This window comes from Streptomyces griseoluteus (genome assembly GCF_004784465.1).
GTDB classification, from domain to species: domain Bacteria; phylum Actinomycetota; class Actinomycetes; order Streptomycetales; family Streptomycetaceae; genus Streptomyces; species Streptomyces griseoluteus.
In genome coordinates this window covers 43,460-67,384 of the sequence record NZ_SRRU01000008.1, presented here as the reverse complement: position 1 = coordinate 67,384, position 23,925 = coordinate 43,460, and the positions used below count along the sequence as shown (strand labels likewise).

Genomic DNA, 23,925 nt, shown 5'->3' with positions numbered 1-23,925 from the left:
CGCTCAAACGATCCTCTTCACTGCGCGGTCGCGCTGCTACCGAGGGTGATCGAAATGGGGCCGTACGAGTGCCGGTGCGTGACGGGGAGCCTTGGGGGAACTCGCATGCCCGGTGTTCGTCCCCGGTGAGAGGAGCCCTGGTGACTGCGTCGGCGTCGACGGCGGGCGGCGGGCGGCCGTCCGCCCCCGAGGACGGGTACGAGCCGGACCCCCGCCGGTGGCGGGCCCTGTGGGTGACCCTGGTCGCCGGTTTCATGAGCCTGCTGGACGTGACGATCGTCGCGGTCGCGCTCCCCACCATCCAGCGGGATCTGCACGCCACCCCGGCCGAGGTGCAGTGGGTGGTGTCCGGGTACGCCCTGACCTTCGCGCTCGCGCTGGTCACCGCCGGGCGGCTGGGCGACGCGCTGGACCGGCGCCGTATCTTCCTGCTGGCGCTCAGCGGGTTCGTGATCTTCAGCGCGGCGTGCGGCGCGGCGCCGGACATCACGCTGCTGGTGCTGGCGCGGCTCTGCCAGGGGCTGGCGGCGGGGTTCATGGCGCCGCAGAACTCGGCGCTGATCCAGCAGATGTTCCGGGGCGAGGAGCGCGGGCGGGCCTTCGGCTTCTTCGGCGCGACCGTGGGCATATCCTCCGCCGTCGGCCCGATCACCGGCGGCGCCATCCTCGCCCTGGCCTCCGGCGAGCAGGGCTGGCGGTGGATCTTCTACGTCAACGTCCCCATCGGGCTGCTCGCGGTCCTGCTGGGCCGCCGGCTGCTGCCCCGCATCGAACGCAAGGGGCACGGGACCGTCGACGTGCCGGGCATCCTGCTGCTCGGCACCGGGGTGCTGGCGCTGATGTATCCGCTGGTCCAGGCGGATTCGGGCGGCCTCGCGCGGCTGTGGTGGCTGTTCCCGGTCGCGGTGGTGCTGCTGGTCGCCTTCGTGCTGTGGCAGCGGCGCCTGGTCGCCCGTGAGAAGCAGCCGCTGCTCGATCCGCGGCTGTTCAGCACGGTGCGCGGCTACGCGGTCGGCGCGGGGGTGGGCACGCTGTACTTCGTCGGCTTCAGCGGGGTGTGGCTGGTGTTCGCGCTGTTCTACCAGCACGGGCTCGGCTACTCCCCCCTCAAGTCGGGCCTCGCCGTGACGGCTTTCGCGATCGGTTCGGCGAGCGCGGCCGTGCTCGCCGGGCGACTGGTGGAGCGGTTCGGCCGGGTGCTGACGGTGGGCGGCCTGGTGGGGGTGATCCTGGGCCTCGGCGGCACCGCGCTGCTGCTGCGGCTGGCGCCGCTCGGCATCGCGCCCTGGGTGGCCGCGCCGGTGCTGTTCGTCGGCGGTATCGGCTCCGGCTTCGTGGTGTCCCCCAACATCACCATGACGCTGCGCGACGTCCCGGTGCGGATGGCGGGCGCGGCCGGGGGCGCGCTGCAGACCGGGCAACGGCTCGGCGCCGCGGTGGGTACGGCCGCGCTGCCCGGCCTGTTCTACGTGGTGCTCGGCGGCACCCACGGCGACTACCGCACCGCGCTCGTCACGGCCCTGGTCGCCGCGCTGGCCGGCATGGCCGCCTCCCTGGCGCTCGCCGCGTTCGACTGGCGCCGTGACCGGCCGGGGCGGCTGGCCCACCGGAAGTGCCCGGACGAGGTGGCCAACAGCCCGGTGCACGCCCGGCACACCTGAGCCTCCGAGGCCGGCCGGATCAGGGGAAGTAGGACTGCGCCTCGCCCCGGCGCCGGACGTCGAGGGTGGCGCAGTGGAAGGAGCCGCCGAAGGGCGCGTAGTGCAGCAGCTCGCAGGGGATCGTCTCGAACCCCCACTGCTGGAGCGCGCGCACCATGCCGGTGTGGTGGCGCTCGACGACCACTCGCTTCTCGTCGAGCATCAGCACGTTCATGCTGAGCCACTTGCCGCACATCGAGGTGACCTTGAGCAGGGGGTCGTGGATCGGGTCGGGCTCCGGCGCCACGAGCACGTCCCACGACTTCAGCACCTCGGGCAGCCGGTCGACGTCGATGTACTCCGGGTTGACCATCACCTTGCCCGGTGCGAGCAGGACGAAGGTGGTGTCGATGTGCATGGGCGTACGGCAGCGGCTCTCGATCTCGTGGACCCGGTACCGGGGCCCGAGGTGCCGGCGCAGCCACTCGATCCCCATGGCGTTGGTGACGTTGCTGCGGGTCACGAAGAGGTCGTACCCGGCGCGTACGAAGTCCGCCGCGTCGAAGACCGGCTCGAACTCGGTGAGGACGTACCGCATGGGTTCGTCCGGTCCCGGCACCCGGAAGTCCCGTTCGTACAGCTCGTCGGTGAGCTGGGGTCTCGGGGCCGCGGTCCAGCGGGCGCCGCGCCGGAAGTAGTCCTTGAGGAGGCCGCGGTAGGAGTGGGTCTCGAAGTACCGGCAGGGCCAGGCCATCGGCGTCTCGATGATCTCGTCACCGACGACGAGCAGGCTGTCGCGGGGGCAGGTGTTGCAGAAGCCCTTGGCGGACCAGTCGGGGGTGGCGAAGGGTCGCCGGTGCTCGACGGCGTCCGGGCGGGTCACCGTGACGCCCAGGGAGCGCAGCAGGCCGGCGAACTGGTCCAGCTCGCGCTGCGCCCGGCGGATCAGTGTGCGCGGGTATCTTCGCCCGGCCGCGAGCCCCTGGAGTCTGGCGGCCCAGCGGGGCACGTTGCAGGACACCACGGGGTGCCCGGTGGGGATCGTGGCGCCTTCGAGGCGTCCGACGACGATCTCCTCCAGCGGGTCCCACTCGTTGTGGGAGCTGACCGGGGAGACGAGGGAATCGGCGGCGGCCGCGGTCGAAGGTGTCTGCATCACACGAGCTCCTCCAGGCGGCGGCGGGCCGGGTCCAGGGCGTGGCCGCGCAGGGCGGGCCAGGGGTGGGTGCGGGCCTGGTCGACGGCGTCGGCGATGGTCCAGCGGCGGGGGCCGAGGTCCGGGTCGTCGAGCTGGTCCCAGGCGAGCGGGGTGGCGACCGGGGCGCCGGGGCGGGCGCGCACGCCGTAGGGGGCCACGGCGGTCTGGGCGTAGCCGTTGCGCTGCACGTCGAGGTAGAGGCGGTCGCCGCGGTCCCGTTTCCGGGCGGCCGTGGTCAGCCGGTCGGGGTGCCGGGCGACGAGCAGGCCGGCCACGTCACGGGCGAAGCCGCGCACCGCGTCGAAGTCCTGCCTCGGCAGCAGCGGCACGGTGACGTGCAGACCGCGCGAGCCGGTGGTCATCAGCACCGACGGCAGCTTCAGCTCCTGCAGCACCTCGCCGAGCCAGTGGGCCGCCTCGCGCACCCGCCCGAAGTCGTCGGCGCCCTCGGCCGGGTCGAGGTCGAAGACCAGCAGGTCGGGCTCGTCCAGGTGGTCCACCCGGGACAGCCAGCGGTGCGGGGTCACACACGCCTGGTCGGCGAGGTGGAGCAGGGTGGCGACGCTGTCGCACACGGTGTGGCGGACCGTGCCGCCTTCCTTGGGCACCTCGGCCCGCGGGATCCACTCCGGGTAGTGGTCGGGGGTGTTCTTCTGCATGAACCGGGGCCCCTCGATCCCGTCGGGATACCGCTCCAGCATCAGCGGCCGCCCGCGCAGCCCCGGCAGCATGAAGGGCGCCACCTCGCGGTAGTACGCCACGAGGTCCGCCTTGGTGTACGCCGGGTGACCGCCGCCGGCCGGGAAGAGCACCTTGTCCGGCCGGTGCAGCTCGACGGTACGGCGCCCGGCGCGCACCCTGTGGTCCTCGGCGGTCATGCGTCGCCCTCCCTAGCCAGGCTCGGCCCTCGTGTCCCGCCGGGTACCCGAGGGGCGGCGGTCCGTAACCGGGTCACTCGGCGGACGACACCATCTGGTCGGCCAGGCGGTGGGCCTGGGTGAGCAGGGCGCCGTAGACGGCGACGCCGCCGGGGTCGTCGGTGGTGGTGCGGACCAGGTCCTGGCGCAGTGTCCGGAGCGTCTGGCGCATGTCGTGCACCGCGTCGCGCAGCCCGTCGTCGCTCGCGGGTCCGAAGCGGCTGTTGCTGTACAGACGCAGGGCGTGCGCGGTCAGACCGAGGTAGCGGGCGTAGTGCCGGGCCAGGCCCGGCTCCAGCCGGGCGGCCTGGTCCTCGTCGGAGACGGTCTCCAGCACGGTCCGGGTGACGCCCGCGGTGTGCACGGCGGCGTACTCCAGCACGGTGGCCGCGTCGTCGTAGCCCCGGTCGGCCCGGGGTACGGCCCTGCGGCGGTGGCGCAGGTTGACGCGCAGGCTCTCCCGGTTCCAGCCGACGGCGGCCTTGGCCTGTTCGACCAGGGGGTACAGCCGCACGGCGCGGTCGTGCCAGCCGGACGCCTCGTCGGCGTCGAGTTTCCCCTCGGCGAGCCCCTGGGCCACCTCCTGGAGGATGTCGTGGGCCTCGTCGGCCGCGTCCTGGAGCACGGCGCGGGCGTCGCGCAGATAGACGGGCGGCCGGATCAGGGCGTTGACGGCGAGGCCGACCGCCGCGCCGAACAGCGCCTCGCCGAGCCGGGCGGCGGAGGTGATGACGGAGACGGGTCCGGCGGTCAGGCTGAACAGGGCGCCGGTGGCGGCGTAGATGCCCTGGCTGCCGAGCCGGTGCCACTGGCCGAGCAGCAGCACCAGTGGCAGGACGACCGCCATCGCGACCTCGGTGTGCGGGAGCAGCAGCCCCACGGCGGTGGCGACGATGGTGCCCACCGCGATAGCCGCCAGCTGCTGGAGGCCGTGGGTGAGGGAGCGGTAGACGGTGGACTCGACCAGCACCACCGCCACCCAGGGCGCGACGAAGGCCACCGGCGCCTGAAGCCACCAGCCCGCCACCGCCCAGGCCACCCAGGCGGCGAGCGCGGCCTTGAGCACCTGCACCACGAGGTCGCGGTCGCGGCCCGGCCCCGACCAGGCCCGTCGCGCCGCGGCGCCCGCCGCCGAGATGTCCGCCGTCAGCCCTTGCCATGCCGCATGTATCCCTCGCACAGAGGGCGGGTGCCACGCGGACCCGCCTGTCATGCCCGCCTCCCGCGCATCGGCCCCCGTCAGAGAGCGGAGGGAGGCAGCCGCAGGGCGATCAGGGCCACGTCGTCCTGGGCGTCCGGGGCGAGGCCGGTGAGCAGTTCCTCGCACATCACGTCCAGCTCCTGGTCGACCAGGGCGGCCGCGTGCTGGCGCAGCCGGATGAGGCCGTGGTCGAGGGACTCGCCCCGGCGTTCGACCAGGCCGTCGGTGTAGAGCAGCACGGTGCTCGCGGGCGGCAGCACGGTCGTGGCGCCGGTGCGGGGGCTCTCGGGGTCGACGCCGAGCACCAGGCCGCGCCCGGTGTCCAGGTACGTGGTGTCCCCGGCCGGGGTGATCAGCAGTGGCGGCAGATGGCCGGCGGACGCCCAGTCCAGTTGGTAGCGGCCGTTCTCCGGTCCCTTGAGCAGGGCGTAGACGCAAGTGGCGGTCTGTTGCGGGTAGAGGACGGCCATCGCCAGGTCCAGCCGGCGCAGGATGCGGGCGGGCGGCTCCTGGCGGTCGCAGGCGATGCCGCGCAGCATGTTGCGGATCTGGCTCATGGCGACCGCCGCCTGGAGGTCGTGGCCGGTGACGTCGCCGATGATCAGCGCGATGTCACCCTGGGGCAACTCGAAGCTGTCGTACCAGTCGCCGCCCACCTGCGCGGACGAGGCGGCGGGGACGTAGCGGGCGGCGATGCGCAGGCCGTCGATGACGGGCAGCCGGGGCAGCAGCGAGCGCTGCATGCGCTCGGCGATGGTCTGCACCTCGGCGTGCAGCCGGGCGTTGTCCACGGCTAGGGCCACCCGGTGCGCCAGCCCCTCCACCAGCGCCAGGTCCTCCTCCCCGAACGGGGCCCGGCCGGGCTCGCGGACCAGGGTCAGCGCGCCGAGCACCCGCCGCCGGGCACGCAGCGGCGCGACGATGCCCGAGCCGCCGCCCAGCCGCCCGAACAGCTCGTTGTTGAGCGCGTGGAGCGGGTCGGGGGTCTCCGGGTCCGGCTCGAACCGCTCGGCGGACAGCAGCAGCGCGCCCGCTCCCCGCAGCACCCGCGACCACGGGTCGTCGGAGTCCTCCCCGACGCCGGGCAGCACACCGGTCATGGCGACCATCGGGGTGCCCGGTTCCCGGCGGGTGACGCAGACGCGCTCCAGCCGGCCCGCCTCGTCCATCAGGTCGCCCACGCTCCAGTCGGCCAGCGCGGGCACGAGCACCCGGCACACGCGGCTGATCCCCTCCGCCGCGTCGAGCGTGCTCGCCAGTACGGCGGTGGTCTGGTCCAGCAGGGTGAGCCGGTCCAGCGCTTCCCGCAACGCCTGGTCCACGTCGAAGCCGTCCATGCAGGGCACGTACCCGGCCCGCCCGGCCGGAACAACGGGCGGCGTCCGGCGAGAGCCGTTCGGCCCATGGGTACTCGGCCGACGACACGACCCGGCCCAGGAGAGGAGTGGCCGTCATGACGAGTCCCGAACCCGAGCGGCCCCGGGTGCCGCCCACCGAGACCCCGCCCGCCGAGGGCAGCACCTCGGCCGGCATCTCCCACGCCGAGCCGCGCCGGGCCTGGGGGCCGGTCCCGCTCACCCTCATCATGCTGGTGGTGGCCCTGGTCGCGATCGGCCTGCTCGCCATGGCCGTGGCGCTGATGATCTAGGGGTGTCGGAAAAGACCTGCCCGAGTTGATCAGGGCGCCTAGGCTGCGCCGACATGACCACCGCACCGGACTCCGGCATCCGACCGTTCCGCATCGACATCCCGGAGAGCGAGCTGGCCGACCTGCGCCACCGCCTCGACCGCACCCGCTGGCCGGACGAACTGCCGGGGGTGGGCTGGGACTACGGCGTGCCGCGCGACTATCTGCGCGAGCTGGCGGAGTACTGGCGGCACACGTACGACTGGCGGGCGGCGGAGGCCCGGCTGAACGAGTGGCCGCAGTTCATGACGACGGTCGACGGCGCGGACATCCACTTCGCGCACATCCGCTCCCCGGAGCCGGACGCCACCCCGCTGATCGTCACGCACGGCTGGCCCGGTTCCTTCGCCGAGTTCGAGCGGATCGTGGGCCCGCTGACCGACCCCCGCGCGCATGGCGGTGACCCGGCCGACGCCTTCCATCTGGTGCTGCCGAGCATCCCCGGCTTCGGTTTCTCCGGCCCGACCCGTGAGCCCGGCTGGGAGTACCGCAGGACGGCGGCCGCCTTCGCGGAGCTGATGGACCGCCTCGGCTACGAGCGGTACGGCGCGCAGGGCGGTGACTGGGGCGCGGCCGTCTCCCGCGAGCTGGGCCGCATCCGCCCCGAGAACGTGATCGGCGTCCACCTGAATCTCATCCCGGGCGCCGGTGCGACCGCCGAGCCGACCGGCGAGGAACTCGCCGCGCTGAGCCCGGCCGAACGCACCCGCACCCTCGCCTCCTGGGAGCGGATGAAGCAGTGGCGCCGCGAGCAGCAGGGGTACGCCGACATCCAGTCCACCCGCCCGCAGACCCTCTCCTACGCCCTCACCGACTCCCCGGTGGGCCAACTGGCCTGGATCGCGGAGAAGTTCAAGGAGTGGACCGACTCGGTGGACCGCCCCGAGGACGCCGTCGGCCGCGACCATCTGCTCACCGACGTGACGCTGTACTGGCTGACGGGTACGGCGGGTTCGTCCGCGCGCATCTACTACGAGCGTGCCCGCGCGGGCCATGGGGGGCAGTCGCCCGAACCGTCCCGTACGCCGACCGCGTTCGCCGCTTTCCCGCGCGAGAACTTCATCGTGCTGCGGCATCTCGCGGAGCGGAACGACAACATCGTGCGCTGGACGGAGTTCGACCGGGGCGGGCACTTCGCGGCGATGGAGCAGCCGGAACTGCTGGTGGGCGATGTCCGGGCGTTCTTCCGGGAGTTGCAGAAGCGCTGAGCATGCTCGCCGGGCGCGGCCGTCGTGGCGGGGGCGGGCGCGCCCGGTGAGCGGTACGGGTCTCACCTCTCTTCCTCGTCCTCCTCGTCCTCTTCCTCTTCGTCCTCGTAGTCGCCCTCGTAGTCGCCCTCTTCGCCGGGGGCTTCCTCGTCCTCTTCCTCGGCTTCGTACTCGTCCTCGTACTCCTCCTCGTCGCCCTCTCCCTCTTCGCCCTCTTCGCCCTCTTCGCCTTCTTCTCGCTGCTCCTCCTCCACGGCCTCCTCGTGGGTGCGGACCACCTCACCGTCGCGGATCTCGCCGCGCCAGCCCTCCACCTCGTCCGGGTCCTGGAAGCTGACGTAGCGCTGGAAGTGCTTGAAGTCCAGCCGCAGACGGCGGCCCTGGGCGCGCCAGATGTTGCCGGTCTTCTCGAAGAAGCCGGCCGGGAAGTACTCGACGACGAGGACGACACGGGTCAGTGTGGGGGCGAGTTCGTGGAAGGTCACAGCGCCGTGGGTGGTGCCCTTGGGGCCCTCGGAGTTCCAGACGATCCGCTGGTCCGGGATCTGCTCCTGCACGTACGCCTTGTAACCGCGCTTGGAGGGGCCGACCTTCAGCTTCCAGTCGCTGGTGACCTCGTCGTGCTGGGAGACGCTCAGCACGCCCTTGGTGAAGCCGCTGAACTTGTCGTACTGGGTCCACTGGTCGTAGGTGGTGCGCAGCGGCTGTCCGATGTCCAGTACCTCGATGATGTTCGTCATCTTGGGTCTGTCGGACTTCCCCTTGCTCTTGCCGAACAAGCTCTTCGCCCCCTCGACCACCTTGTCCTTGACGTCCCCGGCCTTCTGGGCCACCAGTGCCTTCAGCGGTGACTCGCCCTTGAGGACGCGGCTGCCGACGCCGGTGAGGAAGCCACCGCCGTTGTCGGCCGAGTCGAGGAGCTGCTGGGTGAGGCCGGAGAGCCTTTCCCCCGTCTTCTCCACCAGGTGTTCCGCCTGGGCGCCGAGGAAGTCGACGAGTTCGTCGCGCAACGCGTCGAGGCCGGAGCCGGCCTGCTTCTTGGCGTCACCCTTGTCGGTGTCGGTCTTGGTGTCTGCCATGGCCTACCTCCGCCGCCCGGTGGTCTTCTTGGCGGCCTGCTTCTTGGCCGGGGCCTTCTTCGCGGGAGCCTTCTTCGCCGCCTGCTTCCTGGCCGGGGCCGACTTCTTCGCGGGAGCCTTCTTCGCCGCCTGCTTCTTGGCCGGCGGGGCGGACTTCTTCGCCGGGGCCTTCTTGGCGGGAGCCTTCTTCGCGGCCTGCTTCTTCGCGGGCGCGGACTTCTTGGCGGGCTGCTTCTTCGCGGCGGGCCGACGGCGGGGCGGCTTCTCGGGCTCCTCCTCCGGCTCCTCTTCCTCCTCGGGCTCCTCGGGCTCCTCTTCGGGTTCCTCCTCCTCTTCCTCCCCGAAGTCCTCCTCTTCGCCCTCCTCTTCTTCCTCGGGCCCCTCGGCCTCCTCCTCGGGCCCCTCGGCCTCCTTCTCGGGCCCCTCGGCCTCCTCCTCGGCCTCGAAGTCCTCTTCCTCCTCGGGCTCCTCCTCAGGCTCCTCGGCCTCGTCCTCGTACTCCTCGCCGTTCTCCTCGCCCTCGGCTTCGCCGTTCTCCTCTTCCTCCTCGGGCTCCTCCGACTCCTCGGCCTCTTCCGGCTTCTCGTCCTTCTTCTGGCCGAGGCGCTGGGTGCGCTCGCGGAGGGACTCGGCGAGGTCGCCGAGGCGACGGTCGGCGGCGGCGGTCAGCGCCTTGCGGCCGGCGTTGAGCAGTTCGCCGCGCACCTGTTCGTTGAGTTCCTGCACGCCCGGCACCCCGCCGAGCTTGCCGAGGCCCTCGCTCAGCAGCGCCTGGGGGTTGAGGCCGGTACGGCGGCCGGCGAGATAGGTCGCCAGCGCGAAGGCGAGGCGTCCCTTCTTCGTACGTCCGAGCACATAGCCGCCCGCGACTGCGGTGGCGAGAGCGACCTTGGTCGTGTCATTCATGAACCGGTTCCTTTCGAAAGGGTCAGGAAAGAAACGGGGTTCCGGCCGGCACCCCGACCCGGCCCGCGATCGAGGAAGAAGGGATCGCGCACATCGCGCACATCGCGCACATCGTGCGCCGCGCCGGGACTCCGGCAGAGCCGCGCACGCGGTTGGGGCGGGCCCGCGAAGAGCCGGCCGACGCTGCTGCGACTTATAACCCTATATGCTGAAATTGTATGTTCGCGCGTGGAATCTGGCGCCCGCTCCGGCTCTGCCGGAGAGACCGCTTCGACCACCGGAGAGACCATGGCCGCAGCAGAAGAGCCCGCCAAGCGGCGGACCGGCAGCAGTCGGGCCACCGGCCGGCGACCGGCCGGCGAGCCGCGCCACCGCCCGTCCAAGGGCCCGGCCTGGGCGATGCGGACCGCGGCCGAGCAGCTCACGGAGCTGCTCGGCCGGGCCCCGGATTCCGTCTCGGCGCTGAAACCGACGAACGACGGTTGGGAGGCCGACATAGAGGTGCTCGAACTGGAGCGAGTGCCCGACACGACCAGCGTGATGGCGACCTACCGCGTCTCCCTCGACAAGGAGGGCGACCTCGTGGCCTACGAGCGCACGCGCCGCTACACCCGGGGGCAGATCGACCGGCGCGGCTGAGACCCGCCGGTGAAGGGAGGCACCATGACCGTGGTGCCGCAAGGCGGAGGCGATGTCGCCCGCGGCGGTGGCAGCGGCAGCCTCTACGACGTCCTGGAACTCATCCTGGACCGCGGCCTGGTGATCGACATCTTCGTCCGCGTGTCCCTGGTGGGCATCGAGATACTGAAGATCGACGCCCGTGTCGTCGTGGCCAGCGTGGATACGTACCTGCGCTTCGCGGAGGCGTGCAACCGGCTGGACCTGGAGACCGGGCGCAAGGCTCCGGCCCAGCTCACCGACATCGTCGGCGACACCGTGGAGAGCGGCGCCAAGGGCAAGTCCAAGGGCGCGCTGAGCGGAGCCGCCGAGGCGATCACCGACTCCCTCAAGGCGGTCACCGGTGGTGACAGTGACGACGAGGACGAAGAAGAAGAGGAGCGGGAACCCGTGCGGAAGCGGCGGCCGGCCAAACGTGCCTCCAAGCGGACCTCGACCCGTGAGAGGGAATGAGCGATGGGCGTCTACGTCTACTCCGTCACCGACAAGCAGCACCCGCTGCGCCTCGACGGCCTGCGCGGCGTCGGCGAGTCCCCCGGCCCGCTGCGGGCGGTGACCGCCGGGTCGCTGTGCGCGGTGGTCAGCGACGCGCCCGAGGATCTGCGCCCGAAGCGGCGGGACGTCGGCGCGCATCAGGAGGTGCAGGAACGGCTCATGGCCGACGGCACCGTACTGCCCCTGCGGTTCGGCCTGGTGGCGGCGACCGACGACGAGGTGCGGTCGGCGCTGGAGGAGCGGGCCGAGGAATACACCGACCGGCTCCTGGAGCTGGCGGGCTGCGCCGAGTACAACCTGAAGGTGGCGCAGGACGAGGACTCCCTGCTGCGCCAGATCCTCGCCGAGTCGCCTCCGGCCCGGCAGCTCAACGACGACATCCGCAACGGAACCGCCGACCCGTCGGCGGCGATGCGGCTCGGTGAGCTGGTGGCCCAGGAGGTGCAGGCCCGTCAGGAGGCGCTGGGCGCCGGGGTGGTCGAGGCACTGCGTCCCTTCGCACGTGACGTGGACTCCACGCAGCCGACCGGGTCGGACTTCCTCAACGTGTCCTTCCTGGTGGCCGACGACCAGGAAGAGGCTTTCCTCACCACGGAGCTGAGCGTCGCCCACCAGCTCGGCGAAGGGCTCGACTTCCGGCTGAACGGCCCGCTCCCGCCGTACAGCTTCGTCTGAGAGGCGAGGGGTTCCATGGGCCTGCTCACCCAGATCCTCACCCTCCCGCTGGCGCCGGTGCGCGGCGTCGGCTGGGTGGTCGAACGCGTCCTGGAGGCGGCCGAGGACGAGTACTACGACCCCGCCCCCATCCACGCCGAACTCGCCGCGCTGGAGAAGCGGTTGCTCGCCGGGGAGATCGACGAGGAGACGTTCGACCGGCGGGAGGACGAACTGCTCGACCGGCTGGAGGAGATACGGAACTTCCGCGGACAGCCGTCCTGATCCGGCACTGGGCCTGATCCCGCACTGTCCTGATCCGGCACTTGGGAACGCGAGGCCACCATCGTGAGTGAACCACTGGGCAACCGGCTCGGCCCCACCCCCTCGCGGGCGGCGCAGCCCTACGGGCAGGGCTCGTCCGCCAACCTCGCCGACATCCTCGAACGCGTCCTGGACAAGGGCATCGTGATCGCGGGCGACATCCAGATCAACCTGCTCGACATCGAGCTGCTGACGATCAAACTCCGGCTGCTGGTCGCCTCCGTCGACAAGGCGAAGGAGATGGGCATCGACTGGTGGGAGCACGACCCCTCGCTCTCCTCGCGGGCCAGGGGTGACGAGCGCTCGCTCGCCGAGGAGAACCGCCGCCTGCGGGCCGAACTCGCCGCGCTCAGAGAACCGGAGGAGCTGCTGGAGGTCGAGCCGGAGGACTACACCGAGGAGCCGGAGGAGTACGCCGAGGAGGAAGAGGAGCCCGAAGAGGAAGAGGAGCCCGAAGAGGAAGAGGTGGAAGAGGCAGAGCTGGAGGAAGAGGAACCGGAGCCCGAACCCGAGCCCGAACCCGCTCCGCGCCCCGCCCGCCGCCGGAAGCGGAGCCGCGATGAGTGATCTCATGACGTACGTCTACGGCGTGACCCGCACCGACGACGCCCTGGCGGAGCGGCTGGCCGCGCTGGAGGGCGTGGTCGGCGCCCCCGTGCATCTGATTTCCGATGGCAACGGCCTCGCCCTGCTGGCCAGTTCGGTACCGGCGGAGGACTTCCGGGAGGAGGCGTTGCGCCGCAGGCTGGAGGACCTGGACTGGCTGAGCGCGGTGGCCCGCGCCCACCACGGGGTCGTGGAGGCGGTCGCCGCGTACACCACCGTGCTGCCGCTGCGCCTGGCCACCGTGTATCTGGACGACACCCGGGCGCGCGAAGTGCTGGAGGCGGGACGCGAGTTGTTCACGGACCGGCTGGCACGGCTCGCGGGGCACGTCGAGTGGGGCGTGAAGGTCTACGTGGACCCCTCGGCCGCGCCGGAGCCACCTCCCGCCCCCGCCGACACTCAGTTGAGCCCCGGACGCTCGTACCTGCGCGGCCGCCGGCAGCAGCAGCGCCACCGGGACACCGCCCACCAGGCGGCCCGGCGGGCGGCCGAGGGCATCGAGGCGGCGGGGCGCGCGTACGCCAGTGAGCGGGCCCGGCACCGGGTGCAGCAGGGGGCGCTCGCGGAAGCGGCGGGCGAGAACGTGGTCAACGACGCGTATCTGGTGCCGCTGGAGCGGGGCGAGGCGTTCCGGGCCGAGGTGGCGCGGGCGGCGGACGGGCTCGCGGGGGTGCGGGTCGAGATCACCGGTCCGTGGGCGCCGTACTCGTTCGCCATGGGACCCGAGGAGACCGGCGACGCGGCGGGGGCAGGGCCGTGACCACGCCCGAACGCCGGGCCGCGACCGAGCCGCTGGCGCAGCGGCAGGTCGCGCTCATCGACCTGCTGGACCGCCTGCTGAGCGGCGGGGTGGTCCTCACCGGCGACGTGGTGCTCTCCATCGCCGGCATCGACCTGGTACGGGTCTCGCTGCGGGCGCTGATCGTGTCCATCAGCGCGGAGGTGCCGTCGCCGTTCACGGAGCCGAGGCGGATCGAGGGGCGGGGCGATGACGGCTGACGAGGAGCGCGGCGGCCCGGACCGGCGCAGGGCGGAGGTCGCGGCGGCGGCCGAGCGGGCGTTCCGGCTGCTGCCCGCGGCGCCCGGTGACCTGCCGGCCCCCGACGGGCGGGCGTCCGTACCGGCGCGCCGGATCACCGCCGATCCGGACACGGTGGAGCGGGACCTGATGAAGCTGGTTCTCACCCTGGTCGAGCTGCTGCGTCAGCTCATGGAGCGCCAGGCGCTCAACCGCGTCGACGAGGGCGACCTGACCGAGGAGGAGGAGGAGCGCCTGGGGACGACGCTGATGCTCCTCCACGACCGGATGACCGGTCTGTGTGCGCGCTACGGGCTGACGATGGACGACCTCAACCTCGACCTGGGTCCGCTGGGCACGCTGCTGCCGCCCCCGGAGTGAGGGCGGCAGCGGCGGCGTTCAGTCGTGCCATTCGGTGGGCTTGGTGCCGGGGGGCGGGGTGCCCGGTTCGAGCCGGACCACGATCCCCTTGGAGGTGGGCTGGTTGCTGATCGCCGCGACGCTGTCGAGCGGGACCAGCGGCTGCACCTCCGGGTAGTACGCGGCCGCGCATCCCCGGCTGGTGGGGTAGGGGATGACCTCGAAGCCCTCCACCCGGCGGTCGACGTCGTCGTGCCAGACGCCGATGATGTCCACGAACTGTCCCCGGACCAGGCCCAGATCGACCATGTCCTCCGGGTTGATCATGATGATGTTGCGCCGGCCGTGGATACCGCGGTAGCGGTCGTTGTTGGTGTAGGGGATGGTGTTCCACTGGTCGTGCGAGCGCGTGCTCTGCAGGATCAGATGGCCGGGGGGCGCCGCGGACATGTCCCAGTCGTTGACGGTGAACATGGCCTTGCCGGTGGCGGTGGCGTACACGCCCTCGTTGACCGGGTTGGGCAGCTTGATGCCGCCCGGCCGGGCGACCCGCCGGTTGAAGTCGTAGAAGCCCGGAATGATCTGGGCCACCCGGTCGCGGATGTTGCCGTAGTCCGCCTCGAACTCCAGCCAGGGGATGTCGACCTTGTCGCCGAGGGTGCGATTGGCCAGCCGGCACAGGATGGCGACCTCGCTGAGCAGCAGCCGGGAGGCGGGGCGGAGCTTGCCGAACGAGGTGTGCACCTCGCTGGAGGTGTTCTCCACCGTGACGAACTGGACGCCGCCCGACTGGATGTCGATCTCGGTGCGGCCGAGGCAGGGCAGGATCAGCGCGGTCTCGCCGGTGACGGTGTGCGCCTTGCTGAGCTTGGTGGAGATCTGCGCGGTGATCTTGCAGCGGCGCATGGCCGCGTCGGTGACCTCGGTGTCGGGGGCGGCGCGTACGAAGTTGCCGGCCAGCGAGAGGAAGACCTTGACCTTGCCCTCGGCCATCGCCTTGACGGCCTTCACCGCGTCGTAGCCGTGGTGGCGGGGCGGCTCGAAGCGGAACTCGGACTTCAGGGCGTCCAGGAACTCGTCGGGCATCTGCTCCCACACGCCCATGGTGCGGTCGCCCTGGACGTTGCTGTGCCCGCGCACGGGGCTGGCGCCGCAGCCGACCCGGCCCAGGTTGCCGCGCAGCATCAGGAAGTTGACGATCTCGCGGACGGTCGGCACGCCCTGCCGCTGCTGGGTGACGCCCATGGCCCAGCAGACGATCACGCGGCCCGCGTGCATGACGTGGTCATGGGCCTCCTCGATCTCCTCCCGGGTGAGCTGGGTGGCGGTGAGGATGTCGTCCCACGAGATGCTGCGGGCGTGCTGGGCGAACTCCTCGAAGCCGGAGGTGTACCTGGCGATGAAGTCGTGGTCGAGGACCGTGCCGGGGTTGGCGTCCTCGGCCTCCAGCAGCAGTTTGTTGAGGCCCTGGAAGAGGGCCAGGTCGCCGCCGCTGCGGATGTGCAGGAACTGGTCGGAGATCTGGACGCCGTCGCCGATCACGCCCCGGACCTGCTGCGGGTTCTTGAACCGCATCAGACCGGCCTCGGGCAGGGTGTTCACCGAGATGATCTTGCCGCCGTTGTCCTTGCACTCCTCGAGCGCCGACAACTGGCGCGGGTGGTTCGTCGCCGGGTTCTGGCCGACGAGGAAGATCAGGTCGGACTGGTGGATGTCGTCCAGCGAGACGGTGCCCTTGCCGGTGCCGAGCGTCTCGTGCAGGCCGAAGCCGCTGGTCTCGTGGCACAGGTTGCTGCAGTCGGGCAGGTTGTTGGTGCCGAAGGCGCGGGCGAAGAGCTGGAGCACGAACGCCGACTCGTTGCTGGCCCGGCCCGAGGTGTAGAAGCAGGCTTCGTCCGGCGAGTCCAGGGACTTCAGCTCGTCGGCGAGCAGGTCCAGCGCGTCGGCCCAGCTGATCGGCTCGTAGTAGTCCGAGTCGGCCCGCTTGATCATCGGCTCGGTGAGGCGGCCCTGCTGGTTGAGCCAGAGGTCGGACTGTTCGTTGAGCCAGGAGACGGGGTGGGCGCGGAAGAACTCGCGGGTGACTCGGCGCCCGGTGGCCTCGTCGTTGATGTGCTTGGCACCGTTCTCGCAGTACTCGTTCATGTGCCGGTGGCCCGGTGCCGGGTCGGCCCAGGCGCAGCCGGGACAGTCGATGCCGCCGACCTGGTTCATGGTCAGCAGCGTCGTCGCCGTGGTGCGCAGCGATGTCTGGTCGAGGGAGTACTCCAGGGCGTGCGTCACCGCCGGGACGCCCGCCGCCCACTTCTTGGGCGGGCTGACGGTCAGCGGCTCGTCCGGCTCGTGCTTCGGCGCCTTCTTCATGGGAAATGCCTCTCGCTCTGTCCTGCGGCACGCAGAAGGCCGCTCGGTCGTCCGGGGTGGCGCGTCGGCCAGGGGTCAGCCGACGGGCCACTTGGGGACGCGGCTCCTGGGCGGGTTCGGCTCGGCGGGCGAGACCCGGCCGTTGTGGATGGAGCCCCGCCAGGCGCCGCTGGCGTCGCCGAGGCCCTCGATGAACTCCTTGAAGTTCTCCAGCGACTCGCGGACGAGCTTGCGGGCCCGTTTCGCCGAGTCCGGCAGCCGGCCGCTGAGCCCGTGCGGCTCGATGTGCATGTTCACCGTGATCACGGTGCGGTCCGGAGCGGCCGCGCGGAAGGACACCTGGCCCCACAGCCAGGGTGGGCGTTCCACACTGCGCCAGGCGATGTGCGAATCCGGTTCCTGCTCCACGATCTCGGCCATGAACTCCTTGGTGAGGAGTCCCGTCTTCACCCTCCACCGGGTCATCGCGGGGCCGATCTGGTCCACCCGCTGCACGGCGTTCATGATCCGGGGAAAGCTCTTGAACTGGGTCCACTGGTCGTACGCGGTGCGGACGGGTACTCGGACCTCGACCGACACTTCGATGCTGCTCATGGTCCACCTGCTTCCAGGCACGGATGCGTTCAGTCTCGCCGGACCACGCACCCGTCGCCACAGCGGAAGAGCGCCGCCAAAGCCGCATCTGCGAGCTTCTCAGCGAGAGGTGAGGACATGACGCGGAGCGGAGACACCCTGTCCCAGGGGATGTCCGCGCTGGTCACCGGGGGTTCCCGGGGGCTGGGGCTGTTGATCGCCGGGCAACTCGCGGGCCGCGGATGCGAGGTGACGATACTCGCCAGGGACTCGGAGGAGTTGGGCCGGGCGATGGGCTGGATACGCCACCGCACCGGCCGTACGGTCCGCGCGGTGGTGTGCGACGTACGGGACGAGGAGGCGGTGACGGCGGCGGTCGACGAGGCCGCGGCGGCGCACGGCGGGCTGGACGTGGTGATCGCCAACGCGGGTGTCATCCAGGTCGCCCCGGCCGAGACGGCGGGCAGCCGCGCCTTCCACGACGCCATGGCGACGATCTTCGACGGCACGCTGTACACCTGCCTGGCCGCCCTCCCCCATCTGCGCCGCAGCCCGCACGGCGGCCGCCTGGGCCTGATCGGCTCGGTCGGCGCGCTGGTCTCCCCGCCGCACCTTCTCCCCTACTCCTGCGCCAAGGCGGCGGTACGGGCGCTGGGCGAGGGGCTCCAGGCGGAGACGGCCGGCAGCGCCGTGAGCGTGACCACGGTCCATCCGGGTCTGATGCGCACCGGCTCGCATCTCCAGGCGGAGTTCGGCGGGCAGGCGGAGGAGGAGTACGCATGGTTCTCCACCCTCTCGGGCACGCCGGTGCTGTCCATGGACGCGGAGCGTGCCGCGGAGAAGGTCGTCCAGGCGGTGGAGCGCCGCCGTACCCGCGCGGTCCTCACCCCCGCGGCCCGCCTCGCCTCGGTGGCCCACGGCGTGGCCCCCACCGCGACGACCCGGGCCACCGGCCTGGCCGCCCGCACCCTCCCCCCACCCCCCGGCCGACGACACCCCCCACCCCCTGCGCCAGGGCCATGCCCTCGGCTCTCCCCGGACCCCCTGGCACCGAGCCCTCAACAAGGCCGGCCGAGCCCTGAACGACCGAGCCGCCCACCGCTACAACCAGCGGACACCGGGACCGCCTACCAGCGCGTGAGGGGTTTACGCCAGGTGAGGGAGTACCGGCGCAGCACATGCCGCCGATACCCCACCCCGGGCAACAGCTCCCGCGCGGTGCCGCGCACTTCCCCGTAGCTCATCTCCGCGTCGGCCACCGGCATCCCCTCCGGCGTGGCCGCCCGGCGCAGGGCCTTGGTGACCCGCATGACGGGAGCCGCCGCGAGAAAGGCCGCCCACTCGCCGACGCTCTTCTCCCGCGCGAGCCCCACGATCACCAGGGTGCCGCCAGGTCGCAGCAGCTGCCGCATCCTGAGCAGGGCGCCGGTGAAGTCCATGTGGTGGACGGCGGTCACCGAGCAGATGAAGTCGTACCCCTCGGCGGGGAGATCGGCGGTCAGGAAGTCGCCCTGGACTAACCGCAGGCCCGGCTGCCCGCCGGAGAGCCCGCGGGCGCGGGCGATCATCTCCGGTGACATGTCGACCCCGGTGACGCGCGGCACGCGGGCCGCGAGCTTGCGCGCCAGCAGCCCGTCCCCGCAGCCGACGTCCAGCGCGTCACCGCAGCCCGGCGGCACCTGGCGCAGGACACCGGGGTGGCGGGCGACGTTGGTGTTCCAGTACGGGTCCGGGGTCTGCATGTCGGCATCGTAGGGAGGAAGCGGCCCCGCCGGTGCGGCCGGAGACTACGCCTGCTCGCGCAGCGTGCGTTCCAGGGCTGCCAGTCCCTCGGTGTAGATGCCGTGGAACAGGGCGACGGCCTCCTCGTCCGTGAGTTCCGTCGGGGTGAAGGTGCCGGACCACTCGATGCGGGCCGTGCCCGGGGTCGGGAGGGGGTGGACGGTGAGGGTGGAGAGGTAGTCGGTGACGGCGAAGGGGGCCTTCAGGATGGTGTACGTGTAGGTGCGTGCGGTCTCGTCGAAGGCGGTCAGGCGTTCCACGATGGTGTCGCCGTCGGCGTTGGTGAGGGTGCGGACCCGCCCGCCCTCGCTCAGGGTGCCGGCCGGGATGTAGGGGAGCCAGTCGGGCAGGGAGCCGAAGCCGCCGACGAGGTGCCAGACATGGTCGGGGGTGTGGGGGACGTCGATGTGGGTGCTCGTGCTTGCCATGGTGTCTCTCCCTGCAGGGGTCAGGCGGTGGGGACGGGGGCGGCGGCGGAGATGAGGTTCTCCGCGCGCAGGTCGGTCCAGAACGCGGCCGGGACGGTCTCGTGCAGCGCGGCCACGTCCTCGGCGATACGGCTGGGCCGGGTCGCGCCGGGGACGACCGCGGCGGTGGCGGGGTGGGCCAGGGCGAACTGGAGGGCCGCCGCCTTGATGGACACACCGTGCCGCTCGGCCAGCGCCTTGATCCGGTCGACCTTGTCGAGGATGGCCGGCGGGGCCTCCTGGTACTCGAAGTGCCGCCCGCCCGCGAGCACCCCGGAGCTGTAGGGGCCGCCGACGACCATGTCGACCCCCTGCTCGGCGGCGGCCGGAAGCAGCCGCTGGAGCGCGCGGTCGTGGTCGAGCAGGGTGTAGCGGCCGGCCAGCAGGAACGCGTCCGGGCGCGGCTCGTCGAGATCGAGGGTCAGCTCGATCGGCTCGACCTTGTTGACGCCGAGCCCCCACGCCTTGATGACGCCCTCGTCGCGGAGCTTCTGCAGCACCCGGAACGCGCCGGTGCGGGCACTCTCGTACCGTGCCAGCCACTGGTCGCCGTGGAAGTCCTGCGCGATGTCGTGGACCCAGACGATGTCCAGCCGGTCGGTGCCCAGCCGCTTCAGGCTGTCCTCGATGGACCGGAGGGTGGCGTCGGCCGTGTAGTCGTCGGTCATCCGGTTGGGGCGCCCGTGCTCGAAGAGCCCGCCCTTCTCGCCCAGCTCGCGGGCGGCCGGGTCCTCGACCTCGTCGTGGATGACGCGGCCGACCTTGGTGCTGAGCACGTACGCGTCGCGCGGGCGCCCGGCGAGCGCCTCGCCGAGACGTATCTCCGACAGCCCGGCGCCGTAGAAGGGCGCCGTGTCGAAGTAGCGGATGCCCTGGTCCCAGGCGGCGGCGACGGTCGCGGCGGCCTCTTCCTCGGGGATGGCCCGGAACATGTTGCCGAGCGGGGCGGTGCCGAAGCCCAGGGGGCCGGGGAGGAGGGACTTGATACCCATGTGAGCGTGATCCTTGCCTTTACGGGGTTTCGCGGGCCTTGTGCTGGTCCGCGTTGCTTGCTCTGTCGAGGCTAGGATCGATGCTTGAGACTGTCCAAGACTTGCTTGGACACACTTGAGTCCCTGGAGGTCTCACATGTTGGATCTACGCCAGCTCCGCTATTTCGTGGTCGTCGCCGAGGAGGAACACGTGGGCCGCGCGGCCGAACGCCTGCACATCTCGCAGTCACCGCTCAGCCGCCAGATCGCCCAGTTGGAGAAGAACCTCGGCCTGACCCTGTTCGAGCGCGGTCAGCAGCGTATCCGGCTCACCGCGGACGGGCGGGTCTTCCTCTCCGAGGCGAAGGCCCTGCTCCGGCACGCCGACCGCCTGGAGAACCTGGGCCGCCGGCTCGGCCGGGGCGAGGAGGGCGGACTGTGCATCGGGTACACGGTCGACGCCATGCACACCGGCGTGCTCCCCCGCGCACTCCGGGAACTCCACGACGAACGCCCCGGCATCCACGTCGCCCTCTACAACGTCTCCGCCGCCGAGCAGTTCGAGGGGCTGCGCAGGCGGAGCCTCGACATCGCCCTGGTCCCGGAACCGCCCGCCGAGGACGACCCGGACCTGAAGGCCGCGTTGCTGCTGGACGATCCGCTGCTGCTGGCCGTGCCCACCGGGCACCCGCTCGCGGAGTCGGCCGAGGTGGCCCCGGCCGACCTGGAGGCGCAGCCGTGGATCGCGGTGGAGAACAGCCGACGCCCGGCCTGGCGCGACGAGTTCATCGCCGCCTGCGCCGCCGCCGGGTTCACCCCCGACATCCGGCTGGAGGCGTCCGAGCCGCTGACCGCGCTCGGGCTGGTCGCCTCCGGGCTCGGGGTGGCACTGATCCAGCGGAGCATGCTCCGCGGCCCGGTCGCGGGGGCGACGGTACGCGAACTGCCCTGGCTGGACATGTCCGTTCGGCTGTGGGCGGCCTGGCACCGGATCGATCTCCGGCCCGTGGTCACGGCGTTCCGTACGACCGTGCTGGACACGCGCGACCAGGTCAGTATCTGAGCACGGCCGCCACTCCCCCCGCCTCGGCGAGGGTGCCGTCGGGGACGAACAGGACCTGGGAGTCGGCGTCGACGGCGCGGTCGACCAACTGGTCGACGATGTCGGTGGCCACGCCCAGGGCGTGCGGCGGCGGCTCGACGTCCGGCCTGGGTTCGGGCAGCGTGACCGGCTCGGGCACCTCGACCAGTTCCAGCACCCGGCCGTACTCGGTGATCCGGCCCGCGAGGTCGAGCCCCTCCTCCACGATCAGCAGCGCCACCCGCTTGTCCGCCACGGCCGTCCAGACCTCCTGCGGTCCGCCCGCGTACTTGCCGAGCCCGCGCGCCTCGCCCAGCGCGTCGAGGGCCTCCGCGACCTGCTTCTCACGGAACTCGGCGAGGACCGGCTCCAGCCGTTTCATCAGGTCGGCGGGACGGTCCTTGTCCATCCCGGTCAGCGGCAGCGTGCCCGCGATCATGTCGCCGTGCGTGGTGACGTCCCTGAACGCCGAGAGGGTCTTGTCGCCGCCGATGACGAACAGTGGCAGATCACCCTCGTGCTCCTCGATCGCGTCGCCGAGCCGCTTGTCGACCCTGCGGAGGTACTGCTCGAGCCGCTCCCAGTGCCCCTCGTACGGCGGGGCGTGGGGGATCGGGCCGGGCAGCGCATCCTCCGGCGACGGAATCTCCGGCTCGCACGGGAAGCCGTGGTGCTCGACCTCGTCCAGGCGTTTCACCGAGCCGTGGTAGAGGCGGCACATCTCCTGGTCGAGCACGAGCGCCAGGAACGGCCGGGACCGCTCCTCGGCGGCCACCAGATACCGCGTCAGGAACTCATCGGCGAACTCCACGCGCGGGCGCACCGGCGCGACGGACGTCATCTGCCAGACCTGGACCGGTTCGTCGGTGGCCACGTAGACCACCATGGCGTCGTCCGGGTGGAAGGGGTCGGCCACCTGCTCGATCGCCGCGGTGTCCAGCACATGGTTCCGCAGTTCCAGCCGGGCCTCCCGCGAGACGTCCGGGTCTTCCGCCAGACGGCGCTTGGCCTCGGTGACGAGGTCGCGCAGCATGATGCGGTCCTTCTCGCTGAAGGGGAAGTCCGGGTCGGTCGGCATCACCAGAGTGATGGCGGGATACGGCCTCGGCTCGCTCAGAGCGGCACGGATCTCAGGAGTCAGCTCAGAGGTATGCACCAAGTAAGCGTCGCACCGCGCCCCCGCGCCCGCACCTCGAAACGGGGCGCGACCGGGTCGCCCGAATGGCGGAGCGGGAATACCATGAACCGTAACGAAACGGGCGTTGTAGACCGGTGACTGGACCTCCCTGGACACATCTCCCCGGACACGCAGACCTGATGCGAGCAAGGAGCCGAGTCATGCGCAGGTACTCTCCGATGAAGGGGCAGCGCGGCCTGGGCGCGCGGGGACAGGGCAAGGTGCTCTCCTACCACACCCAGATCCCCGAGGCAGCCGCCCGCCAGGCGAAGGACCAGCAGCAGTACCAGCGCCAGCAGCAGCAGCGCAAGCAGTCCGACGGCCGCTGGACCTGACCGTTCACCCCTGGCGCGAGCCGGGGCGGAACTTCGGGACCCGTACGGTGATCTTCGTGCCGGCACCCACGCCGGTCTCGATGACCAGGCCGTACGGGTCTCCGTACACCTGGCGCAGCCGACGGTCGACGTTGCTCAGGCCGATGCCCGTGTCGGGTCCGGCGGTGCCCCGCAGCAGGGCGCGCAGACGGTCCGGTTCCATGCCCACGCCGTTGTCCTCGATGACCACGCGGGCCTCGGTGCCCTCGTCCTCCGCGACGATCGTGATGCGGCCGCGCTCGGCGGACTCCTCCAGGCCGTGTTTGAGCGCGTTCTCCACGAGCGGCTGCAAGCACAGGAACGGCAGGGTCACCGGCAGCACCTCGGGCGCGATCCGCAGGGTGACCTCGAGGCGGCGGCCGAAGCGGGCGCGGGCGAGTTCGAGGTACTGCTCGATGGAGCGCAACTCCTCGGCGAGCGTGGTGAAGTCGCCGCCCCGGCGGAACGAGTAACGGGTGAAGTCCGCGAACTCCAGCAGGAGTTCGCGCGCCCGCTCGGGGTCGGTGCGCACGAAGGAGGCGATACTGGCCAGGGAGTTGTAGATGAAGTGGGGGGAGATCTGGGCGCGCAGGGCGCGGATCTCGGCCTCGATCACACTGGAGCGGGCCCGGTCCAGATCGACGAGTTCGAGCTGTACGGAGACCCAGCGGGCGACCTCCTCTGCGGCCCGGCGCAGCCCGCCGGAGTCCCCGTCCCCGAACGCGGCGAGCACCCCGGTGACCCGGCCGTCCACGGTCAACGGCGCGAGCACTCCCTGACGTACGGCGCAGCCGGCGTGCGCACAGTCCAGTTCCACCCTCTGGGTACGCCCCGCCCGCACCACGGCGGCCAGCCGCTCGGTGACCTGGGCGCGATGGTGCTCCCCCACCCCGTCCCACGCGAGCACGGCCTCCTCGTCGGCGAGCGCCAGCGCCCCGCTGCCGAGCAGGGGCCGCAGCCGCCGGGCCGCCTTCCGGGCGGTGTCCGGCGTCAGCCCGGCCCGCAGCGGGGGCGCGGCCAGCGAGGCGGTGTGCAGGGTGTGGAAGGTGGCCTGCTCGACGGGGGTACCGGGGCCCGCCGGATTCGCCTGCTGCCGCCGAAGCGCGACATGCCCCAGCGCGGCCCCCAGCACGAACAACCCGAGCCCCGCGACAGCCAGCAGCAACACCCCGAGCACACTCAAGTC

At 71.7% G+C, this 23,925-nt stretch carries 27 protein-coding genes; 14 read left to right on the top strand and 13 right to left on the bottom strand.

Going from position 1 to position 23,925, the window contains the following annotated elements:
• The first annotated feature begins 140 nt into the window (after positions 1–140).
• Entirely contained in the window at positions 141–1,661 is a 1,521-nt protein-coding gene (locus E5082_RS21780) for an MFS transporter (RefSeq protein WP_135792928.1), read from the top strand.
• 19 nt (positions 1,662–1,680) lie between these two features.
• Here E5082_RS21780 and E5082_RS21775 read toward each other — a convergent pair whose 3' ends face one another.
• The 4 genes from E5082_RS21775 to E5082_RS21760 form a co-directional block, all read right to left on the bottom strand.
• Positions 1,681–2,796, bottom strand: a complete 1,116-nt coding sequence (locus E5082_RS21775; protein ID WP_135792927.1) for an amidinotransferase — start codon at positions 2,794–2,796, stop codon at positions 1,681–1,683.
• Positions 2,796–3,716 carry a non-homologous end-joining DNA ligase gene (gene ligD / locus E5082_RS21770; RefSeq protein ID WP_135792926.1) on the bottom strand — a complete coding sequence of 307 codons (921 nt, stop codon included), beginning with the start codon at positions 3,714–3,716 and terminating at the stop codon, positions 2,796–2,798. The genes E5082_RS21775 and ligD overlap by 1 nt, the downstream gene beginning before the upstream one ends.
• 73 nt (positions 3,717–3,789) lie before the next feature.
• Positions 3,790–4,935, bottom strand: a complete 1,146-nt coding sequence (locus E5082_RS21765) for an FUSC family protein (RefSeq protein WP_308437582.1) — start codon at positions 4,933–4,935, stop codon at positions 3,790–3,792.
• Positions 4,936–4,994: 59 nt separating this feature from the next.
• Positions 4,995–6,293 carry a PP2C family protein-serine/threonine phosphatase gene (locus tag E5082_RS21760; RefSeq protein ID WP_135792925.1) on the bottom strand — a complete coding sequence of 433 codons (1,299 nt, stop codon included), beginning with the start codon at positions 6,291–6,293 and terminating at the stop codon, positions 4,995–4,997.
• Positions 6,294–6,409: 116 nt separating this feature from the next.
• On the opposite strand from E5082_RS21760, the gene E5082_RS21755 reads away from it, so the two are divergent.
• Both E5082_RS21755 and E5082_RS21750 read left to right on the top strand, forming a co-directional pair.
• Positions 6,410–6,604 carry a DUF6480 family protein gene (locus E5082_RS21755; RefSeq protein ID WP_135792924.1) on the top strand — a complete coding sequence of 65 codons (195 nt, stop codon included), beginning with the start codon at positions 6,410–6,412 and terminating at the stop codon, positions 6,602–6,604.
• A 53-nt stretch (positions 6,605–6,657) separates the two neighbouring features.
• The gene (locus E5082_RS21750; protein WP_135792923.1) at positions 6,658–7,851 is read left to right on the top strand and encodes an epoxide hydrolase family protein; all 1,194 of its coding nucleotides are present in this window, start codon (positions 6,658–6,660) and stop codon (positions 7,849–7,851) included.
• Positions 7,852–7,913: 62 nt separating this feature from the next.
• Here the strand turns inward: E5082_RS21750 and E5082_RS21745 are convergent, their stop codons facing one another.
• Positions 7,914–8,930, bottom strand: coding sequence for an SRPBCC family protein (locus E5082_RS21745; protein ID WP_135792922.1), 1,017 nt, complete (start codon positions 8,928–8,930; stop codon positions 7,914–7,916).
• 3 nt (positions 8,931–8,933) lie between these two features.
• Positions 8,934–9,836 (bottom strand): histone protein, encoded by a 903-nt coding sequence (locus E5082_RS21740; protein ID WP_135792921.1) that lies wholly within the window; start codon positions 9,834–9,836, stop codon positions 8,934–8,936.
• Positions 9,837–10,124: 288 nt separating this feature from the next.
• Between E5082_RS21740 and E5082_RS21735 the strand changes: the two genes are divergently transcribed.
• From E5082_RS21735 to E5082_RS21700, 8 genes are all read left to right on the top strand, one after another.
• On the top strand, positions 10,125–10,475 hold the full coding sequence (locus tag E5082_RS21735) for a gas vesicle protein GvpO (protein WP_135792920.1): 351 nt from the start codon (positions 10,125–10,127) through the stop codon (positions 10,473–10,475).
• A 24-nt stretch (positions 10,476–10,499) separates the two neighbouring features.
• Complete coding sequence (locus E5082_RS21730; RefSeq protein ID WP_190045428.1) at positions 10,500–10,967, top strand: gas vesicle structural protein GvpA; 468 nt, start codon at positions 10,500–10,502, stop codon at positions 10,965–10,967.
• 3 nt (positions 10,968–10,970) lie between these two features.
• On the top strand, positions 10,971–11,684 hold the full coding sequence (locus E5082_RS21725) for a GvpL/GvpF family gas vesicle protein (RefSeq protein ID WP_135792919.1): 714 nt from the start codon (positions 10,971–10,973) through the stop codon (positions 11,682–11,684).
• A 15-nt stretch (positions 11,685–11,699) separates the two neighbouring features.
• A complete protein-coding gene (locus E5082_RS21720) occupies positions 11,700–11,948 on the top strand; it encodes a gas vesicle protein GvpG (RefSeq protein WP_135792918.1) in 249 nt (82 codons plus the stop codon).
• 63 nt (positions 11,949–12,011) lie between these two features.
• On the top strand, positions 12,012–12,554 hold the full coding sequence (locus tag E5082_RS33005; protein ID WP_229919019.1) for a gas vesicle protein: 543 nt from the start codon (positions 12,012–12,014) through the stop codon (positions 12,552–12,554).
• Positions 12,547–13,353 (top strand): GvpL/GvpF family gas vesicle protein, encoded by an 807-nt coding sequence (locus E5082_RS21710; RefSeq protein ID WP_135792917.1) that lies wholly within the window; start codon positions 12,547–12,549, stop codon positions 13,351–13,353. The genes E5082_RS33005 and E5082_RS21710 overlap by 8 nt, the downstream gene beginning before the upstream one ends.
• Positions 13,350–13,592 (top strand): gas vesicle protein, encoded by a 243-nt coding sequence (locus tag E5082_RS21705; protein WP_086691471.1) that lies wholly within the window; start codon positions 13,350–13,352, stop codon positions 13,590–13,592. The genes E5082_RS21710 and E5082_RS21705 overlap by 4 nt, the downstream gene beginning before the upstream one ends.
• The gene (locus tag E5082_RS21700; RefSeq protein WP_135792916.1) at positions 13,582–13,992 is read left to right on the top strand and encodes a gas vesicle protein K; all 411 of its coding nucleotides are present in this window, start codon (positions 13,582–13,584) and stop codon (positions 13,990–13,992) included. The genes E5082_RS21705 and E5082_RS21700 overlap by 11 nt, the downstream gene beginning before the upstream one ends.
• Positions 13,993–14,010: 18 nt before the next feature.
• Here the strand turns inward: E5082_RS21700 and E5082_RS21695 are convergent, their stop codons facing one another.
• Both E5082_RS21695 and E5082_RS21690 read right to left on the bottom strand, forming a co-directional pair.
• Entirely contained in the window at positions 14,011–16,335 is a 2,325-nt protein-coding gene (locus E5082_RS21695; protein ID WP_135792915.1) for an FdhF/YdeP family oxidoreductase, read from the bottom strand.
• A 75-nt stretch (positions 16,336–16,410) separates the two neighbouring features.
• The gene (locus tag E5082_RS21690; protein WP_135792914.1) at positions 16,411–16,929 is read right to left on the bottom strand and encodes an SRPBCC family protein; all 519 of its coding nucleotides are present in this window, start codon (positions 16,927–16,929) and stop codon (positions 16,411–16,413) included.
• A gap of 117 nt (positions 16,930–17,046) precedes the next feature.
• Here E5082_RS21690 and E5082_RS21685 point away from each other — a divergent pair, with 117 nt between their 5' ends.
• A complete protein-coding gene (locus E5082_RS21685) occupies positions 17,047–18,147 on the top strand; it encodes an SDR family NAD(P)-dependent oxidoreductase (protein WP_135792913.1) in 1,101 nt (366 codons plus the stop codon).
• On the opposite strand, the gene E5082_RS21680 is transcribed toward E5082_RS21685, so the two are convergent.
• Genes E5082_RS21680 through E5082_RS21670 form a run of 3 tightly spaced genes read right to left on the bottom strand, consistent with a single transcriptional unit; the run spans position 18,036 to position 20,149 of the window.
• Positions 18,036–18,650: a class I SAM-dependent methyltransferase gene (locus E5082_RS21680; RefSeq protein WP_135792912.1), complete on the bottom strand. Its 615-nt coding sequence runs from the start codon at positions 18,648–18,650 to the stop codon at positions 18,036–18,038. The two genes, E5082_RS21685 and E5082_RS21680, sit on opposite strands and share 112 nt — an antisense overlap.
• A 45-nt stretch (positions 18,651–18,695) precedes the next feature.
• Positions 18,696–19,118, bottom strand: coding sequence for an SRPBCC family protein (locus E5082_RS21675; protein WP_135792911.1), 423 nt, complete (start codon positions 19,116–19,118; stop codon positions 18,696–18,698).
• A gap of 20 nt (positions 19,119–19,138) precedes the next feature.
• The gene (locus E5082_RS21670) at positions 19,139–20,149 is read right to left on the bottom strand and encodes an aldo/keto reductase (RefSeq protein ID WP_135792910.1); all 1,011 of its coding nucleotides are present in this window, start codon (positions 20,147–20,149) and stop codon (positions 19,139–19,141) included.
• Between the two features lie 136 nt (positions 20,150–20,285).
• On the opposite strand from E5082_RS21670, the gene E5082_RS21665 reads away from it, so the two are divergent.
• On the top strand, positions 20,286–21,191 hold the full coding sequence (locus E5082_RS21665; RefSeq protein ID WP_135792909.1) for a LysR substrate-binding domain-containing protein: 906 nt from the start codon (positions 20,286–20,288) through the stop codon (positions 21,189–21,191).
• On the opposite strand, the gene E5082_RS21660 is transcribed toward E5082_RS21665, so the two are convergent.
• On the bottom strand, positions 21,181–22,365 hold the full coding sequence (locus E5082_RS21660; protein WP_135792908.1) for a baeRF3 domain-containing protein: 1,185 nt from the start codon (positions 22,363–22,365) through the stop codon (positions 21,181–21,183). The genes E5082_RS21665 and E5082_RS21660 overlap by 11 nt on opposite strands.
• A 182-nt stretch (positions 22,366–22,547) precedes the next feature.
• Here E5082_RS21660 and E5082_RS32450 point away from each other — a divergent pair, with 182 nt between their 5' ends.
• The gene (locus E5082_RS32450; RefSeq protein ID WP_167514114.1) at positions 22,548–22,721 is read left to right on the top strand and encodes a hypothetical protein; all 174 of its coding nucleotides are present in this window, start codon (positions 22,548–22,550) and stop codon (positions 22,719–22,721) included.
• A 4-nt stretch (positions 22,722–22,725) separates the two neighbouring features.
• Here the strand turns inward: E5082_RS32450 and E5082_RS21655 are convergent, their stop codons facing one another.
• Positions 22,726–23,922, bottom strand: coding sequence for a sensor histidine kinase (locus E5082_RS21655; protein ID WP_190045433.1), 1,197 nt, complete (start codon positions 23,920–23,922; stop codon positions 22,726–22,728).
• Positions 23,923–23,925 lie beyond the last annotated feature (3 nt).